This window comes from Mycobacterium bourgelatii (genome assembly GCF_010723575.1).
GTDB classification, from domain to species: domain Bacteria; phylum Actinomycetota; class Actinomycetes; order Mycobacteriales; family Mycobacteriaceae; genus Mycobacterium; species Mycobacterium bourgelatii.
This window is the reverse complement of the sequence record NZ_BLKZ01000001.1, coordinates 4,895,725-4,912,130: the sequence shown is the minus strand read 5'-3', so window position 1 is coordinate 4,912,130 and position 16,406 is coordinate 4,895,725. Positions and strand designations below refer to the sequence as shown.

At 66.6% G+C, this 16,406-nt stretch carries 13 protein-coding genes and 1 pseudogene; 8 read left to right on the top strand and 6 right to left on the bottom strand.

Annotated features, from left to right (window positions below; all coding sequences use genetic code 11):
- Positions 1 to 111 precede the first annotated feature (111 nt).
- A complete protein-coding gene (locus tag G6N68_RS31585; protein ID WP_163716472.1) occupies positions 112 to 1,245 on the top strand; it encodes a PE family protein in 1,134 nt (377 codons plus the stop codon).
- On the opposite strand, the gene G6N68_RS21055 is transcribed toward G6N68_RS31585, so the two are convergent.
- On the bottom strand, positions 1,229 to 1,879 hold the full coding sequence (locus G6N68_RS21055; protein WP_163716469.1) for a TetR/AcrR family transcriptional regulator: 651 nt from the start codon (positions 1,877 to 1,879) through the stop codon (positions 1,229 to 1,231). The two genes, G6N68_RS31585 and G6N68_RS21055, sit on opposite strands and share 17 nt — an antisense overlap.
- Positions 1,880 to 1,968: 89 nt before the next feature.
- Here G6N68_RS21055 and mshB point away from each other — a divergent pair, with 89 nt between their 5' ends.
- Both mshB and G6N68_RS21045 read left to right on the top strand, forming a co-directional pair.
- Complete coding sequence (gene mshB / locus G6N68_RS21050) at positions 1,969 to 2,874, top strand: N-acetyl-1-D-myo-inositol-2-amino-2-deoxy-alpha-D-glucopyranoside deacetylase (protein ID WP_163716465.1); 906 nt, start codon at positions 1,969 to 1,971, stop codon at positions 2,872 to 2,874.
- Positions 2,875 to 3,051: 177 nt separating this feature from the next.
- Entirely contained in the window at positions 3,052 to 3,429 is a 378-nt protein-coding gene (locus tag G6N68_RS21045; protein ID WP_163716462.1) for a hypothetical protein, read from the top strand.
- 16 nt (positions 3,430 to 3,445) lie between these two features.
- Here G6N68_RS21045 and G6N68_RS21040 read toward each other — a convergent pair whose 3' ends face one another.
- A complete protein-coding gene (locus G6N68_RS21040) occupies positions 3,446 to 4,333 on the bottom strand; it encodes a PE family protein (RefSeq protein WP_163716459.1) in 888 nt (295 codons plus the stop codon).
- A 261-nt stretch (positions 4,334 to 4,594) separates the two neighbouring features.
- On the opposite strand from G6N68_RS21040, the gene G6N68_RS21035 reads away from it, so the two are divergent.
- Positions 4,595 to 7,162 carry a bifunctional FO biosynthesis protein CofGH gene (locus G6N68_RS21035; protein ID WP_240355810.1) on the top strand — a complete coding sequence of 856 codons (2,568 nt, stop codon included), beginning with the start codon at positions 4,595 to 4,597 and terminating at the stop codon, positions 7,160 to 7,162.
- Between the two features lie 67 nt (positions 7,163 to 7,229).
- On the opposite strand, the gene G6N68_RS21030 is transcribed toward G6N68_RS21035, so the two are convergent.
- Together G6N68_RS21030 and G6N68_RS21025 are read right to left on the bottom strand one after the other, a co-directional pair.
- The gene (locus G6N68_RS21030; RefSeq protein ID WP_163716453.1) at positions 7,230 to 7,559 is read right to left on the bottom strand and encodes a hemophore-related protein; all 330 of its coding nucleotides are present in this window, start codon (positions 7,557 to 7,559) and stop codon (positions 7,230 to 7,232) included.
- Positions 7,560 to 7,832: 273 nt separating this feature from the next.
- Complete coding sequence (locus G6N68_RS21025; protein ID WP_163716450.1) at positions 7,833 to 9,869, bottom strand: NADPH-dependent 2,4-dienoyl-CoA reductase; 2,037 nt, start codon at positions 9,867 to 9,869, stop codon at positions 7,833 to 7,835.
- A gap of 281 nt (positions 9,870 to 10,150) precedes the next feature.
- Between G6N68_RS21025 and fdxA the strand changes: the two genes are divergently transcribed.
- From fdxA to G6N68_RS21005, 4 genes and pseudogenes are all read left to right on the top strand, one after another.
- Positions 10,151 to 10,474, top strand: coding sequence for a ferredoxin (gene fdxA, locus G6N68_RS21020; protein WP_163716446.1), 324 nt, complete (start codon positions 10,151 to 10,153; stop codon positions 10,472 to 10,474).
- Between the two features lie 38 nt (positions 10,475 to 10,512).
- Positions 10,513 to 11,601 (top strand): succinyldiaminopimelate transaminase, encoded by a 1,089-nt coding sequence (gene dapC / locus G6N68_RS21015; RefSeq protein ID WP_163716443.1) that lies wholly within the window; start codon positions 10,513 to 10,515, stop codon positions 11,599 to 11,601.
- A gap of 388 nt (positions 11,602 to 11,989) precedes the next feature.
- Positions 11,990 to 12,985 (top strand): annotated as a pseudogene (locus G6N68_RS21010) (alpha/beta hydrolase fold domain-containing protein); the annotation flags it as partial.
- Between the two features lie 116 nt (positions 12,986 to 13,101).
- Positions 13,102 to 14,646, top strand: a complete 1,545-nt coding sequence (locus G6N68_RS21005; RefSeq protein WP_163718836.1) for a molybdopterin-dependent oxidoreductase — start codon at positions 13,102 to 13,104, stop codon at positions 14,644 to 14,646.
- 4 nt (positions 14,647 to 14,650) lie between these two features.
- On the opposite strand, the gene G6N68_RS21000 is transcribed toward G6N68_RS21005, so the two are convergent.
- Both G6N68_RS21000 and G6N68_RS20995 read right to left on the bottom strand, forming a co-directional pair.
- Entirely contained in the window at positions 14,651 to 14,851 is a 201-nt protein-coding gene (locus tag G6N68_RS21000) for a hypothetical protein (protein ID WP_163716437.1), read from the bottom strand.
- 280 nt (positions 14,852 to 15,131) lie between these two features.
- Entirely contained in the window at positions 15,132 to 16,256 is a 1,125-nt protein-coding gene (locus G6N68_RS20995; RefSeq protein ID WP_163716434.1) for a YeiH family protein, read from the bottom strand.
- Positions 16,257 to 16,406: the final 150 nt, after the last annotated feature.

The following is a 16,406-nucleotide window of genomic DNA, read 5'->3' as shown; positions in this document are numbered from 1 at the left end:
ATTTCCACCGCAACTTGGAAAAAAGCACCGCGACGGGAACGCTCCCTCGATAGCCTCCGATCAAGGGGGCCCTGCGTCACTGGTCCCTGCACTCAGGGAGGGAGGCGTTCGGTGTCTTTTGTAGTTACGGCACCCCAGCTGTTGCAGGCCGCCGCGACGGATCTGGCCGGCATCAATTCGACGATCAGCGAGGCCAACAGCGCCGCCGCGACAGCAATCAGAGGATTACTACCGGCGGGCGCGGACGAGGTCTCGGCCGCCATCGCGGCGGTTTTCGATGCGCACGGCGCGACCTACCAGTCGCTCAGCGCCCAGGCGGCAAAGTTCCACGAAATGTTCGTGCAAACCCTGACCGCGGGCGCCGGGCAATACGCCGCGGCGGAGGCCAATACCGTGCAACTGTTGGCGAGTCAGGTGGGGGCGGCCGCCCAAGCCACGCCGGCCGAATTCATCCAGGGAGTGGAACAGGCGCAGATCGCCTTCAACACCAACCTGGTCAACTCCGAACTTGCCTTCAACAAGTCCCTGGTGCTCAACGAGGTCGCTTTGGAGCGGGCAGTTTTCGGCACCGACAGCGCCCTGAACGGGGTGATCAACCGGGGCTTCAACGCGGGCAATCTGTTGTGGGGCACCGGCCAGCAACTGATCAACACCGTGGTGGGCGCGCCGGTTCCGGCCAACTTCACGTCCAGCCTGCTGATCGGCAGCTCCGCTCAGGTCTTCAACGGCGGCCAAATCGGCGGCCTCGTCGGGGCTTTCGACCAGAGTCTGGCCGGGGCGGTCAACGTGGCCGGTCTTGTCGTAGGCAGTCCGCCGGGCCAGGCGCTGCTGAGCCTCGCCCCCGCACCCGTTCAGTCGGCGTTGGCAAGTCCAGGCGCTTTCTTGCAGCAGCTTGAGCAATCACAGATCGCGTTCAACACCAACCTGGTCAACTCCGAACTTGCCTTCAACAAGTCCCTGGTGCTCAATGAGGTGGCTTGGGAGCGGACGATTTTCGGCACCGACAGCGCCCTGAACGGGGTGATCAACCGGGGCTTCAACGCGGGCAATCTGCTGTTGGGCACCGGCCAGCAACTGATCAACACCGTGGTGGGTGCGCAAGTGCCGGCCGACTTCAACTCCAGCCTGTTGATCGGCAGCGGGGCTCAGCCGTTCAACGGCGGCGAGATCGGTGGGCTGCTAGGCGTGTTCGACCAGAGCATGATGGCCGGCGTCAACTTCCTCGGCCTCATAACTGGCCGTTAGCGCTCGCTTTCTCTACCGCTCCCGCTGTCCCGGTCTCCCCGGCGCGCGGCGGGATGACGGTGTCGACGATCTGCAACAGTTGGCGCCGGGTGGGTGGCGTGCCCAACAGCATGAAGTGCTGGTTGATCAACGCCGGCCCGACACGTGCGCTCAGCGGAGTCAGGTGAGCGGGGTCAAGGTCACCGTCGCGGACCGCCGCCTGCAGGATCGACTCGACGATTTTCAGGCGGGGGAACACGACCGCGTCGGCGAAGATGGCACGCAACTCGGGCTCGTGCACCAGCTGGCCGACGATGACCAGGCCTGGGAATTCGGTCTTGCCCGCCAACACATCCCGGTGCGCGGTAAAGACCGTCAGCAGGTTCTCCCGCGCCGAACGCCCAGGCCGCGGCTCTGGCAGGGGCGGCACGGCGAACAGCAATGCCGATCGCACCAAATCGCGCTTGTTGGCCCAGCGTCGGTACAACGCGGCTTTGCCGGTTTGGGCGCGGGCGGCGATGCCCTCCATCGTGAGTCGGCCGTAACCCACGTCCGCGAGTTCGGCTAGGGTCGCTGTGTAGAGCGCGCGTTCGAGAACCTCGCCGCGCCGTCTGCTGCGGCCGGCTCGCGGTTTCGGTGCGGTTAGCTGCGGCATCCCTCGATAGTAGCCGGTAGCGTTCCTTTTCGCGCGATCCTGTTGGAAGTCGTCGGAACCATTTTGGACGGCGAGTAGGGTCCGGTTCCATGTCCGAGACCCCGCGACTGCTATTCGTGCACGCACACCCCGACGACGAGAGCCTCAGTACTGGGGCAACCATAGCCCATTACGCCGCGCTCGGCGCGACGGTTCGGGTGGTGACATGCACGCTGGGTGAAGAGGGCGAGGTCATCGGCGACAAGTGGGCCCAACTCGCCGCCGATCACGCGGACCAACTGGGCGGCTACCGCATCGGTGAACTGACGGCGGCCTTGCGTGCGTTGGGGGTCAGCGGACCCCACTACCTGGGCGGCGCTGGGCGGTGGCGCGATTCGGGAATGGCCGGCACCCAGCCGCGAAGTCAGCGCAGGTTTGTCGACGCCGACGAGAACGAAGCCGTCGGGGAACTGGTGGCGATCATCCGGGAGTTGCGACCGCACGTGGTGGTGACCTACGACCCGGCCGGCGGCTACGGCCATCCCGACCACATACGCACCCACGAAGTCACCACCGCGGCCGTGGCGGCGTCCGGTTCCGCCGCCGAGGACTATCCCGGTGAGCCGTGGGCCGTGCCGAAGTTCTACTGGACGGTCTTTTGCCGCAGCGCGATGCTCGCCGGAGCGCAGGCCCTTACCGCCGATGACCTGCTTCCGCAATGGACGGTGCCCGCGCCGGAAGAGATTCCGTTCGGGTATTCCGACGACAGCATCGACGCCGTGGTGGAGGCGGACGCCGCTGCGCGCGCCGCCAAGGTGGCGGCGCTGGCCGCGCATGCCACCCAGGTTCTCGTCGGCCCGACCGGGCGGGCCTGCGCGCTGTCCAACAACTGGGCGCTGCCGATCTCCCATGCCGAGCATTACGTGCTGGCCGGCGGGTCCGCGGGCGACCGCGACGGGCGCGGCTGGGAAACGGATCTCCTCGCCGGTCTGGGCTTCCCGAACCTCGGCGCATAGGCTGTCACTGAGCGGTATGCCGGTAGTCACGGAAGGAATTCGTATGGACCCCGACCTGGACCCCAACATGCAGCACTGGCAAGACCGGCTGGACAGCTTTCAATGGATCTTCGGTTCGATAGTCTCCCAGCTCGATAGCATCCCGACCTGACCGAAACCGAAACGCGCGCCGCCTCAATGGTTGAAGAAGGGGGCGCGACCGATCCCGCAATTCGATTCGTCGTCTTAGCGCTGCTCGCTGTCGACGGTGTTATCTCCGCTCTGATCGGAGCCCTGCTGCTGCCGTTGTACATCGGCTCCGTCCCGTTCCCGATCAGCCCCTTGATCAGTGGGCTGGTCAACGCCGCCCTGGTGTGGGCGGCAGGAAAATGGGCCCGGTCGCCGCGCGTTGCCGCGTTGCCGCTGTGGACCTGGCTGTTGACGGTGGCCGCGATGAGTCTGGGTGGCCCGGGCGGCGATGTCATCCTGGGCGGCCAGGGTTTTATGGCCTGGGGCGCGTTGCTGCTGATCGTGCTGGGGGTCGTGCCGCCGGCGTGGGTGTTGTGGCGCCGCTGAGGTGATCCGGTGCCGGTCAGACAACCGGCGGCCAGGGCGGCAGCGGCGGGAAGAAGCTGCGGATCCACCAGATCTCGGTCTCAATGAAGAAGTTGACCGAGGCCGCCGTGGTGGACCAGAAGTTCTCCCAGCCCGTCGCGAAGGCGATCGATCCGTCCAGCCAGTCCAGGGTGTTGAACAGGCCGGCCTGCACCATCGGCTCGAAGAGGTTGTAGAAGAAGTTGATTTGGGGCGCCAGAATCCCGACATAAGGCACCCACCCCGCCAAATAGGCGGCGAGTTCGAAGCCGTACTGCACATACGGCTCGAAGACGAGGTAGGCGTTCTCGATGGCGGTGGCCCAGCTCACCGGTATCACGGCCGCCGGCGCTATCTCGGCTGCCGCCGGGCCCAGCAGCGCGCCCGCCGACGTCAGCGCCCGGATCCCGCCGGTGGGTGCCGCCGCCAGCGCGTTGATTGCGCCGGTTGCGTTCGAGACGGCGCTTTCTACCTGGCTCACGGCGCCGGAGACGCTAGAGGCAAAACCGCTGCCCAGGCCGCTCGCGACGCTGCCCGGGCCTACCAACGGCTGACCCAACAACGCTGCAGCCGGCGCATTCACCGAGCTCGACAGGCTTTGCGCCGCGGCGGCCTCGGTGGAGGCATATGCGTTCGCGCTGGCGGTCAGCGTCTGGGCGATGTGTTCGTGGAACGCCGACAACTGTGCGCTGATCTGCTGATACCCCTGGCCATATTTGGAGAACAAGGCGGCCACCTGGGCCGAAACCGCATCCGCGGCCGCGGCCTCGATAGATGTCGTCCCAGCCGCCGCGGCGGCGTTCGCCGCCGTGATGTCCGACCCGATGCCGGCGACATTAGAAGCTGCCGCCGTCAGGGCCTGCGGCCCCTCGAGGAAAAACGACATCCCTTAACCACCCCTTGTTTGACCTGAGCGTATGGTATCGCGATCGGCTGTGTACGGAGTCGAACTGACCAATTACGGTGCTGGTCAGTCGCCGACGAGAGTTGGCCGGTCGCTACTGTTGCCACATGGCAGGCGCCAGGATTTGGATTGTCGAGACGCGCGGATGAAATTCGATCGCGGGGAAGTTACACCAAAGTGCCTTTAACGCCGGAACCGCCGGAGGCGCCCGACCACACGGTGCCGGACAATGCGGGGCTTACGATGCTGCCCACCCCTGAGGCCCTGCCCACTGGGCTTACAGGGCCCACAGTGAGCGCGTCGGCAATGCGGCGCGTGCTGCGGCGGGCGCGAGACGGGGTCGCGCTCAACGTCGACGAGGCGGCCGTCGCGATGACCGCGCGCGGCGACGATCTGGCCGACCTGTGCGCCAGCGCGGCGCGGGTGCGCGACGCGGGGCTGGAGTCCGCCGGCCGACGGGGACCGAATGGCCGGCTGCCGATCAGCTATTCGCGCAAGGTGTTCATCCCGGTCACCCATCTGTGTCGCGACAACTGCCACTACTGCACGTTCGTCACCGTGCCGGGCAAGCTGCGGGCCCAGGGCGCGGGCATGTACATGGAGCCCGACGAGATCCTCGATGTCGCCCGCCGCGGCGCCGACCTGGGATGCAAGGAGGCGTTGTTCACCCTCGGCGATCGGCCCGAGGCACGCTGGCCCGAGGCGCGCCAATGGCTTGAGGAGCGAGGGTACGACTCCACCCTGTCCTACGTACGGGCCATGGCGATTCGGGTGTTGGAGGAAACCGGGCTGCTGCCGCACCTGAACCCCGGGGTGATGAGCTGGTCGGAGATGTCGCGGCTCAAGCCGGTGGCGCCGTCGATGGGCATGATGCTGGAGACGACGTCGCGGCGGCTGTTCGAGACGAAAGGGCTTGCGCACTACGGCAGTCCGGACAAAGACCCGGCCGTGCGGCTGCGCGCGCTGACCGACGCCGGGCGGCTCTCCATCCCGTTCACCACCGGTCTGCTGGTCGGCATCGGTGAGACCCTGGTCGAACGGGCCGACACGTTGCACGCAATTCGCAAGCTGCACAAGGAGTTCGGGCACATCCAAGAAATGATCGTGCAGAACTTCCGGGCCAAGGCGCACACCGCGATGGCCGCCGTACCCGACGCCGGCATCGAGGACTATCTGGCGACGGTTGCGGTTGCCCGCCTGGTGCTGGGGCCGGGCATGCGCATTCAAGCGCCCCCCAACCTGGTGTCGCGGGAGGAGTGCTTGGCGCTGATCGCCGCCGGCGTCGACGACTGGGGCGGCGTGTCCCCGTTGACGCCCGACCACGTCAACCCCGAACGTCCATGGCCCGCTTTGGATGACCTGGCCGCCGTGACCGCGGAGGCCGGATACGACTTGGTGCAACGGCTGACCGCACAGCCGAAATACGTGCAAGCCGGTGCGGCGTGGATCGACCCGCGGGTGCGCGGACACGTTGTGGCGCTGGCCGATCCGGAAACCGGGTTCGCCCGTGACGTCAACCCGGTCGGCATGCCGTGGCAGGAACCGGACGACGTGGCGTCGTCCGGCCGGGTTGACCTCAACGCGGCCATCGACACCGAGGGGCGCAACACCGAAGCCCGCAGCGACCTGCAAAGTGCGTTCGGTGACTGGGAATCGATCCGAGCCCACGTCCACGACCTGGCGGCACAAGGCGCCAAAGCGCCCGAGCGCCTAGACACCGATGTGCTCGCCGCATTGCGGTCCGCCGAGCGCTCACCGGGCGGTTGCACCGACGACGAATACCTGGCGTTGGCCACCGCTGACGGACCCGCCCTGGAAGCTGTTGTGGCCCTCGCGGATTCCCTTCGTCGCGATGCCGTCGGCGACGATGTGACGTTCGTGGTCAACCGCAACATCAACTTCACCAACATCTGCTACACCGGCTGCCGGTTCTGCGCTTTCGCTCAGCGCAAAGGTGACGCCGACGCGTATTCCCTTTCGGCCGAGGAGGTGGGCGACCGCGCGTGGGAGGCCCACGTCGCCGGTGCGACCGAGGTGTGCATGCAGGGTGGGATCGACCCCGAACTGCCGGTCACCGGCTACGCCGACCTGGTGCGCGCGGTCAAGGCCCGGGTGCCGTCGATGCACGTGCATGCGTTCTCGCCGATGGAGATCGCCAACGGTGTCACCAAGAGCGGCTTGAGCATTCGCGAATGGCTGATCGCCCTACGCGAGGCCGGCCTGGACACCATCCCCGGCACCGCCGCCGAGATTCTCGACGACGAGGTGCGGTGGGTGCTCACCAAGGGCAAGTTACCGACGTCGCTGTGGATCGAGATCGTGACGACCGCGCACGAGGTGGGTCTGCGGTCATCGTCAACGATGATGTACGGCCACGTCGACAGTCCGCGGCACTGGGTGGCCCACCTCAATGTGCTGCGCAATATCCAGGACCAGACCGGCGGTTTCACCGAATTCGTGCCGCTGCCGTTCGTGCACCAGAATTCGCCGCTGTATCTGGCGGGCGCGGCACGCCCGGGGCCGACTCACCGGGACAACCGGGCGGTCCATGCGTTGGCCCGAATCATGCTGCACGGGCGTATCTCTCACATCCAGACCAGCTGGGTGAAACTGGGCGTCGAACGCACGCAGGTCATGCTCAACGGCGGCGCCAACGACTTGGGCGGCACGCTGATGGAGGAAACGATCTCGCGGATGGCCGGCTCCGAACACGGGTCCGCTAAGAGCGTTGCTGAATTGGTGGCGATTGCCGAGGGGATCGGGCGTCCCGCGCGTCAGCGCACGACGACCTACTCGTTACTGGCGGCATAAAGCCGCGAGCGCAACGCCAGCTCGGCTCTTGAGAGCCTCGCCGCGGCGTTGCGCCCGCGGACCGAACTCAGTAGTTGTTGCAGGACCCCGCGACGATGCCGAGGTCGTTCACGTACTGCTGGGCGCCCGGGTAGGCGGACAGCTGCGTCAGGATCGCTCGACGGCCGGCCGGACCGGAGCTCAGGAACTCGCTGACCTTCGCCCGTGCGATCGGGCTGGCCTGCAACTGCGCGGCGGCCGCCGGGTCGGTGGCGTTAAGCGCGGCGATCACCTGGCCGTAGTTGCACGTCGTGTTGATTGCATCCTCGATCGGATCTGCCGAGGCGATGCCGGCTCCCACGGTCAGCGACAATGCCAACCCGCCTACACCGGCCGCTAACGTTTTGGACAACCTCATTTTGTGGACACCTTCCCCAACTATTGCACCGTCAATTTCGGCGGCGACGACATATGCCCAGCGGGTTGCCGTCATTAGGCGAGGCTACCAGGCCCCCCGGGCTTGCTCTATCGCTTTTGTTATCGCAAGGCGCCTTTCATACGTAACTCTTAGCTGGTCAGGGGGCATTTTGACGGGGTTTCGCCGGGGGCTGACGGCGCCCGAAAACTAACGGGATTCTTAACCAAGGTCGCCACCCGACCATTGCCAGACGGTGCCCGACGGCACCCAGACCTAGAGCCGGGCCGCCAACTCGGTGCCCTCCCTGATCGCCCGCTTGGCATCCAATTCGGCCGCTAACGCCGCACCCCCGATGATGTGCGGGTCGACGCCGCGGCGCCGCAGTTCGTCCTCCAGATCGCGCACCGGCTCCTGCCCGGCGCAGACCACCACGGTGTCGACGGGCAGCATCTGGCGTCGCTCCCGTTTCGAACCAAAACTGATGTGCAGACCCTCGTCGTCGATCCGCTCGTAATTCACCCCGGACAACTGGTGTACACCCTTGGCCCGCAAGGACGCCCGGTGTACCCAGCCGGTGGTCTTGCCCAACCGCTTGCCTTGCGGGCCCTTGCTGCGTTGCAGCAGATAAATTTCGCGGGCCGGTGGTGCCGGCCGGGGAGTGGTCAGGGCACCGCGCGCCTCTTGCGGGTCGGCGACACCCCACTCGGTCTTCCAGTCCTTGAGATCGAGGGTCGGTGAATGTTCGGTCGCCAACAATTCACCGACGTCGAAACCGATGCCCCCCGCGCCGATGACGGCCACCTTCTTGCCGACCGGTTTGGCGCCGGTGATGGCCTCGGCGTAGGTCAGCACTTTGGGGTGGTCGATGCCCGGGATGGACGGCATGCGCGGCGCCACGCCGGTGGCCAGAATCACGGCGTCATACCCGGGGTCGTGCCCCGTCAGCTCGTCCGCCGTCGCCCGGGTGCCCAACCGCACCTCGACGCCGTGCTTGGCCAGCATGGCGGCGAAGTATCGGATGGTTTCGCTGAACTCTTCCTTGCCCGGAATGCGCCGGGCCATGTCGAACTGGCCGCCGATGAAGTCGTTGGCCTCAAAAAGGGTGACCCGATGGCCCCGCTGTGCGGCGCTGACGGCCGCGGCCAATCCAGCGGGACCCGCCCCGACGACCGCCACCGAGCGAGCGTGACGCGTCGGCGACAACACCAACTGGGTCTCGCGCGCAGCCCGCGGGTTGAGCAGACACGTCGCCGTCTTCTTGACGAAGACATGATCCAGGCAGGCCTGGTTGCACGCGATGCAAGTGTTGATCTCGTGGGCGCGGTCGGACTGCGCCTTGCGCACCCACTCCGGATCGCTGAGTAGGGGCCGGGCCATCGAAATCAGTTGCACCCGAGTGTCGGCCAGGATCTGTTCGGCGGCCTCGGGCATGTTGATCCGGTTCGACGCGACCACCGGAATGCCGACGTGTTGCGCGACCGTGTCGCTGATGTCGACGAACGCGCTGTTGGGTACGGAGGTGACGATGGTGGGCACTCGTGCCTCGTGCCAGCCGAAACCAGAGTTGATGATGGTCACGCCCGCGGCCTCCACTTCGGTTGCCAGCGCGACGGTTTCGTCCCAGCTTTGACCGTCCTCGACGTAATCGGCCATCGACATCCGATAGCTGATGATGAAGTCTGGTCCCACTGCGGCGCGGGTACGGCGCACGATTTCGACCGGGAAGCGGCGGCGGTGGGCTGGTGTACCGCCCCAGCGGTCGGTGCGCTTGTTGGTGCGCGGCGCCAGGAACTGGTTGACCAGATAGCCTTCGCTGCCCATGATTTCGACGCCGTCGTAACCGGCCTCGCGCGCCAGTCGCGCGCACCGGACGAAATCATCGATGGTGCCCTCGACGCCGCGGTTCGACAGGGCTCTGGGGCGAAAAGGGTTTATCGGAGCCTTGATCGACGACGCGCTTACCGAAAGTGGGTGGAAGGCATAACGGCCGGCGTGCAGGATCTGCAACAGGATCTTGCCGCCCGCATCATGCACCGCGCCAGTGACTCGGCGATGCCGGCGGGCCTGCGCCGAGGTGGTCAACTCCGCGGCGAAGGGCAGCAGCCAACCGGTGCGGTTGGGTGCGTAGCCGCCCGTGACGATCAGTCCCACGCCCCCGCGGGCGCGTTCGGCGAAGTACTCGGCGAGCCGATCGATGTGACCGGCCCGGTCTTCCAGCCCGGTGTGCATGGAACCCATGACCACCCGGTTGCGCAACGTCGTGAAGCCGAGATCCAGCGGCGACAGCAGGTTGGGGTACGGGCTCAGCATGGCCTCTCCTGAAGTGCCCAAGCGACCTCGTCGAAGCACTCGACCGCGCGCTGCCGGGCCAGTCGAGCGGGCAGCGCCACTCGGGCACCATAGAGGCGGCTGACGTTGCCAAGCAACCAAGTGCATATGGTGCTCGAAACGACGGGTGTGCCAAATGTTGAGGGTGTATGTGCAACGTCTAGTATCAGTAACCAAACTTGTCGCCGGGAAGCAGCCCTGGCGGCGTGCGTGACCCAGCAGCCCACACTGAGCAGCACTAGAGGAACGTTGAGGAGACGTCCGTGACGTACACGATCGCCCAACCTTGCGTCGACATCAAGGACAAGGCCTGCATTGAAGAGTGCCCGGTCGACTGCATCTACGAGGGTGCCCGGATGCTGTACATCCACCCTGACGAGTGCGTTGACTGCGGCGCCTGCGAACCGGTCTGTCCGGTCGAAGCGATCTACTACGAAGACGACGTGCCTGAGCAGTGGAGTCAGTACACGCAGATCAACGCCGACTTCTTTGAGGAGTTGGGCTCGCCGGGCGGCGCCGCCAAGGTCGGATTGACCGAGAACGACCCGCAGGTCGTCAAGGATCTGCCGCCGCAGGGCGAAGACTGAGCGGGTTCGACAAGCCGCGGCTTCCCAGGCACCGCCGGGTGGTCTCGGCGGACCTGCCCGAGTTTCCCTGGGACACCCTGACTGACGCGAAGGCGTTGGCCGGGGCCCATCCCGACGGCATCGTCGACCTGTCCGTCGGAACACCGGTCGACCCGGTGGCGCCGCTGATCCAGGACGCGCTCTCGGCGGCCAGTTCCTCGCCGGGATACCCGACAACCGCCGGCACCAAGGCGCTGCGTGAGGCCGCCGTAGCGGCGCTGGCCCGCCGGTACGGCATCACCGGCGTGGCCGAGTCGTCGGTGCTGCCGGTGATCGGCTCCAAGGAACTCATCGCGTGGCTGCCCACGCTGCTGGGTCTGGGCGCGGGCGACCTCGTCGTGGTGCCCGAATTGGCGTATCCGACGTATGATGTAGGTGCCCGACTGGCCGGTGCCCAGGTGGTGCGCGCCGACTCGTTGACCCAGTTGGGTCCGCAGAACCCAGCTCTGGTCTACCTGAACTCGCCGAGCAACCCGACCGGACGGGTGCTGGGCGTGGACCACCTGCGCAAGGTGGTCGGGTGGGCCCGCGACCGCGGGGTTCTTGTCGCTTCCGACGAGTGCTATCTGGGTTTGAGCTGGGACGCCGAACCGCTGTCGGTACTGCATCCGTCGGTCTGCGACGGCGACCACAGCGGGCTGCTGGCCATCCACTCCCTGTCCAAGACTTCGTCGCTGGCCGGCTACCGGGCCGGCTTCGTCGCGGGTGATCCGGAGCTGGTCGCCGAGCTGCTAGCCGTGCGCAAACACGCCGGAATGATGGTGCCGACGCCCGTGCAGGCCGCGATGGTTGCCGCGCTGGATGACGACGATCACGAGAAGGTGCAACGGGAGCGCTACGCGCGTCGGCGCGAAATTCTGCTGCCGGCGCTGCGGGGGGCCGGTTTTACCGTCGAGCACTCCGAAGCGGGTTTGTACTTGTGGGCCACCCGCGGCGAGGCGTGCGCCGACAGTGTGGCCTGGCTGGCCGAGCGCGGAATCCTGGTGGCGCCCGGCCACTTCTACGGCCCCGGCGGCGCCCGGCATGTGCGCGCGGCGCTGACCGCCAGCGACGAACGCATCGCCGCCGCCGCCGCGCGCCTCACCTAACTTTTGTGCTCGCGAGCAGACATAAACTTGTACCAAAGTGGCCCGATTCGTACGAGTTAGCGTCTGCTCGCGGGTAGTTAATATTGTGTCGCGGTTGGACGACGGAGGGACAACTATGAAGCGATTGTTGGCCGCGCTGGGCACGCTCGCGTCACTGCTGGGGTTGGCGTACACGGCCAACGGCTACCGGCCGCTGGCCAAGCGCGGGTACGGATCGCTCTCTGCCTTTGCCTACGGTCTGTTGGCCTCGGAACTGCCCAAGCCGTCACTGGGCGCTCACGCGGTTGCGCTGGCCGCCGCCACGCCGCACCTGCCGCCGCGCCTCCGTCGGTTCACTTGGCTGACATCGGTGCTGTCGTGGGTGGGCCTGCTGGGTCTGCATCACCTGGGGCACTCCGCTGACGAGACGTTGACCGCGGCGTTGGACGAAGGGCTCGGCCCCGACCGGCGCAAAGAGGCGGGCGACATGTGGAAGCGGCCGGCACCGGGCGGTGCCACGGCGAAGAAGCCCGGCGTCCTTCGCATGATGCGGATCTATCGCGACTACACCCACGACGGAAACATCAGCTACGGAGAGTTCGGGTCGCGCAACCGCCTGGACATCTGGCGCCGGCCTGACCTGGACCGCAACGGCAAGGCTCCGGTGCTATTGCAGGTCCACGGTGGCGCCTGGATGGTGGGTGACAAACGGGGACAGGCGCATCCGTTGATGAGTCACCTGGCCGAACTCGGCTGGATTTGCGTGTCGGTCAACTACCGGCTGAGCCCGCGCGGGACCTGGCCCGACCACATCGTCGACGTCAAGCGCGCCATCGCTTGGGTCAAGGAGCACATCGCCGAATACGGTGGCGACCCGGACTGGATCGCGATCACCGGCGGTTCTGCCGGCGGGCATCTGTCTTCCCTTGCTGCCGTTACGCCTAACGATCCGCGGTTCCAGCCCGGCTTTGAGGACGCCGACACGCGGGTGCAGGCGGCGGTGCCCTTCTACGGCGTCTACGACTTCACCCGCCCCGAAGCCTCGAATCCGCTGCTGCTCCCGATGGTGGGCAAGCGGGTGTTCAAGCTGAGTCGCACGGAACTCGAAGAACCGCTCCGTCTCGCGTCGCCGATCTCGCACATCTCCGAAGATGCGCCCCCCTTCTTCGTCTTGCACGGCGAAAACGACACGCTGGTCCCGGTCGAGCAGGCCCGCAGCTTCGTCAAGCGGCTGCGCGAGGTCAGCCGTCAGCCGGTCGTATATGCCGAATTGCCGTGGGCGCAGCACGCTTTCGACATCTTCGGGTCGGTGCGCGCGGCGCACACCGCAGTAGCGGTCGAGCAGTTCCTGGCCGAGGTCTACGCGGCCAGCCACGCCGAGAGCCGCACCGCGTCCGCGGTGTAAGTCTCCGTTTCGACTGCGGCGCAACGACTTCGCTGCCCGCGTACCAACGCGCGTAGAGTGACTCCGTGGCCTCGTCGAATCAAGTCTCATCGACTCAGGGCTCGACGAATCAGCGGATGATCGCGGGAGTGGCCGCCGCGGCCGTCGCGCTCGGGGTGGCGCAGTTGGTGGGTATCCCGTTCGGTGCGCGAGCCGACGCGCGGGCCGCGGTCGGCTCGGTGGTCGTCGACCTGACGCCAGGGCCCGTCAAGGAATGGGCGATCCAGACTCTGGGCACCATGGACAAGCTGTTCCTGGCCGTCGCCATGCTGATCGTCATCGCCGCCATTGCCGCCGTTGCCGGAAGTTTCGAGACTCGGCGCCGTCCGGTCGGCAGCGTCGCGATCGCCGCTGCGGGCGCGCTCGGCTGCGCGGCGGTGCTGTCGAGGCAAGGGGCGACGGCGGTGGACACCATCCCCACCATCGTGGGCGCCGCGTGCGGCGTGGCCGCTTTGCGCTGGCTCATCCGCCGGCTCGAGCCTGCCTCGCTCGGCTCGGAAGACTCGGACGGCTCGGAGGACTCAGAAGACGGCGCCGACGACGACCGTGATGCGCGCAGGCGTTCGTTGCTGACGTTGGGGTTGCTGGGGATCGGGGTCGTCAGTGGGGTAGCGGGCGCGGTCATCACCCGCATGGTGCATTCGGTGGCCGGTGACCGCACCAATTTCGCGCTTCCCCCACCGCGAACGCCCGCGCCACCGATACCTCCCGAGGTCCAGCCGAAGGGCGTTGAACTGCCGAGCTTTATCACTCCCGCGGCGGACTTCTACCGGGTGGACACCGCGCTGGCGACTCCCCAACTCAGCCGCGGTGACTGGCGGCTGCGCATCCACGGCCTGGTGGACCGCGAAACAACTCACAGTTTCGCCGATTTGGAGCGCTTCGAGGTGGTCGAATCGGTGACGACGCTGACCTGTGTGTCGAATCCCATTGGGGGCAACCTTATTTCGACAGGGATCTGGACCGGCTACCGGCTAGCGGACCTGCTGGCGGTGGCTGGCGTGCACCACGACGCCGACATGGTCCTGTCGAAGTCGATCGACGGGTTCACCGCCGGCACGCCCGTCGAGACACTCACCGACGGCCGTGCGGCGCTCTTGGCGATCGGCCTCAACGGCCAGCCGCTGCCCGTCGAACATGGTTACCCGGCCCGGCTGGTGGTGCCCGGCCTCTACGGCTACGTGTCGGCCACCAAGTGGGTCGTCGATCTGGAGCTGACCCGCTTCGACAGGGCCAAGGCGTACTGGACGCGTTATGGCTGGGCGGCACAGGCACCCATCAAGACCGAGTCGCGCATCGACGTGCCCAAACGGGGTCAACGGGTGCCGTCGGGCCCGGTGGTGTTCGGCGGTGTCGCCTGGGCGCAGAACCGCGGCGTGCGGGCCGTGGAGGTTCGCATCGGCGATGGCGAGTGGCAGCCGGCCCAGTTGGGCGCGAGCTATTCCAACGACACCTGGCGGTTGTGGAGCTTGCCCTGGGAGGCGAAAACCCCTGGGAGTCAGAGCATTACCGTGCGTGCCATCGACAACAGCGGAGCCGTACAAACGTCAGACCAGGCTCCACCCACCCCCGACGGCGCGACTGGCTGGCACACGGTGAACTTCACCGTGGCAGAGGCGTAGGGCGCTACTTCGCCGAGATTTTGCGCCAGCTGAAGACCGCGAGCGCAATGCCGATCAGCGAGGTGATCGGACCGATGATCGACCAGGTCGTCGTGTTGCTCATCGGGCTGCCCTGCAGCACGCCGAATCCTTGCAGCGCCCAGATCAGACCGAACAGTGCGACGATCACCCCGAGCGCCAACGTGACGACGAAAGTTCTGTTCATATAGGAACCCTACGCGCGGGGGTGTCGTGCTACGAGTTGCCTTACCCTGCGTGCAGCCCTCATCGAGGCCGCACGCCGCAAGGCCGCCGCGACCATCCGTGCTGAGGCGGAGGCACTGGCTGCTGACGAATCCGACCGCGTCGAGGCCACGCAGGTGCTTCGCGATATGGAGACGCTGCGGGCGTGGTGAGGTCTTCCCGCTGCGCGCTCAGCGCGGGGGATCTGCGCCGCGTCGACGCCGCACTGCGAATCGTGTTGGACCTGTAGCGGCGACGAGCAATCAGACGCTGACGCCCCAATGGAAGACCCGCGACGTCAGCAACACAATGCCCAACGAGACCACTGCGACGACCGTCAACCCGATGACGGCTACTACCAGCGGGCGCCAACCGGTGCGGGCGATCTGGCGGATGTCGGTGTTGAGGCCGACACCGGCGAAGGTCAGCAGGAACGCCCACTTCGACACGTTGGCCAAGTTCGCGGTCTGGCCCTTGCTCAACCAATGCAGCGTCGTGACGGCTGAGACCGCCAAGAAGCCGAGCACGAACTTCGGGAACTTGCGCCAGATGAACCCGGCCTTGGCGCGCACGCCGGGCGCGACCTCGTCCGCCTGCCCGCGCGCGGCCCAGAACAGCGCGAAACCCAGTACCACGAAACCGATTAACGCATTCCGGACGGACTTCACCAGCACGGCGATCTTGCCGGCGTGATCGGAGAACAGATAGCCGGTAGCGGTCGTCTCCGCGGTGTTGTCCACCGACAGACCCGCCCATAGGCCGAATTCGTAATCGCTGAGCCCGATCACATGCCCCAACCACGGCAACGTGAACAACCCCACCGCGCCGAGCGCCAGGATCGCCGCGATGGCGTAGCTGACGTCGGAATTGCGGGCCCGAATCGCGCCTTTCGCGGCGATGATGGCCGACACACCGCATATCGAGGTGCCAATCGCCAGCAACGAACCCAGCTTGCCCGATAACCCGAAGGCCCGGGCGGCGAGCAGGATGATCGTGCCCGCGATCGTCATGTCGACCAGGATCTGGACCAGGCTGGCGCCACCGAGCTTGGCGATGTCGCCGAGCAGAAACCGGGAGCCGAGCAAGACGATCCCGACCTTGAGCCAGGATTCGTAGGTCAGCACGCCGGGGCGGAACACCCTGTGCAGCCCAACCGTATTGGTGATCAGCAGTCCGATCACGATCGCCCACAACACGTACTCGATATCTGGCGCCATCCAATGTTGGTGCCGGGCAAGGGAGTTCCACCAGACCTGGGCGTACTTACCCAGCAAGCCCACCGTGACCAACAGCAGAATGCCGGGCAGGTAATCCAGCGGTCGCGTGCTGGGAAAGCCCGCCTCTTCCGACTCCACCGGCTCGGTGGTCGCCGTGCTCACGATGTTCACTGCAGGGTCACCAGGGGATCCGGGGCAGCACGTCGGCCACCGCCAATGCGACGATCACGCCCGCCAGCAGCGTCGCCCACCAATCCACCGATACCGCGTGGAGCCGTCCCCACCCGTTGTCACTCACGCCGCCATGGTTTCCCAGCGGCC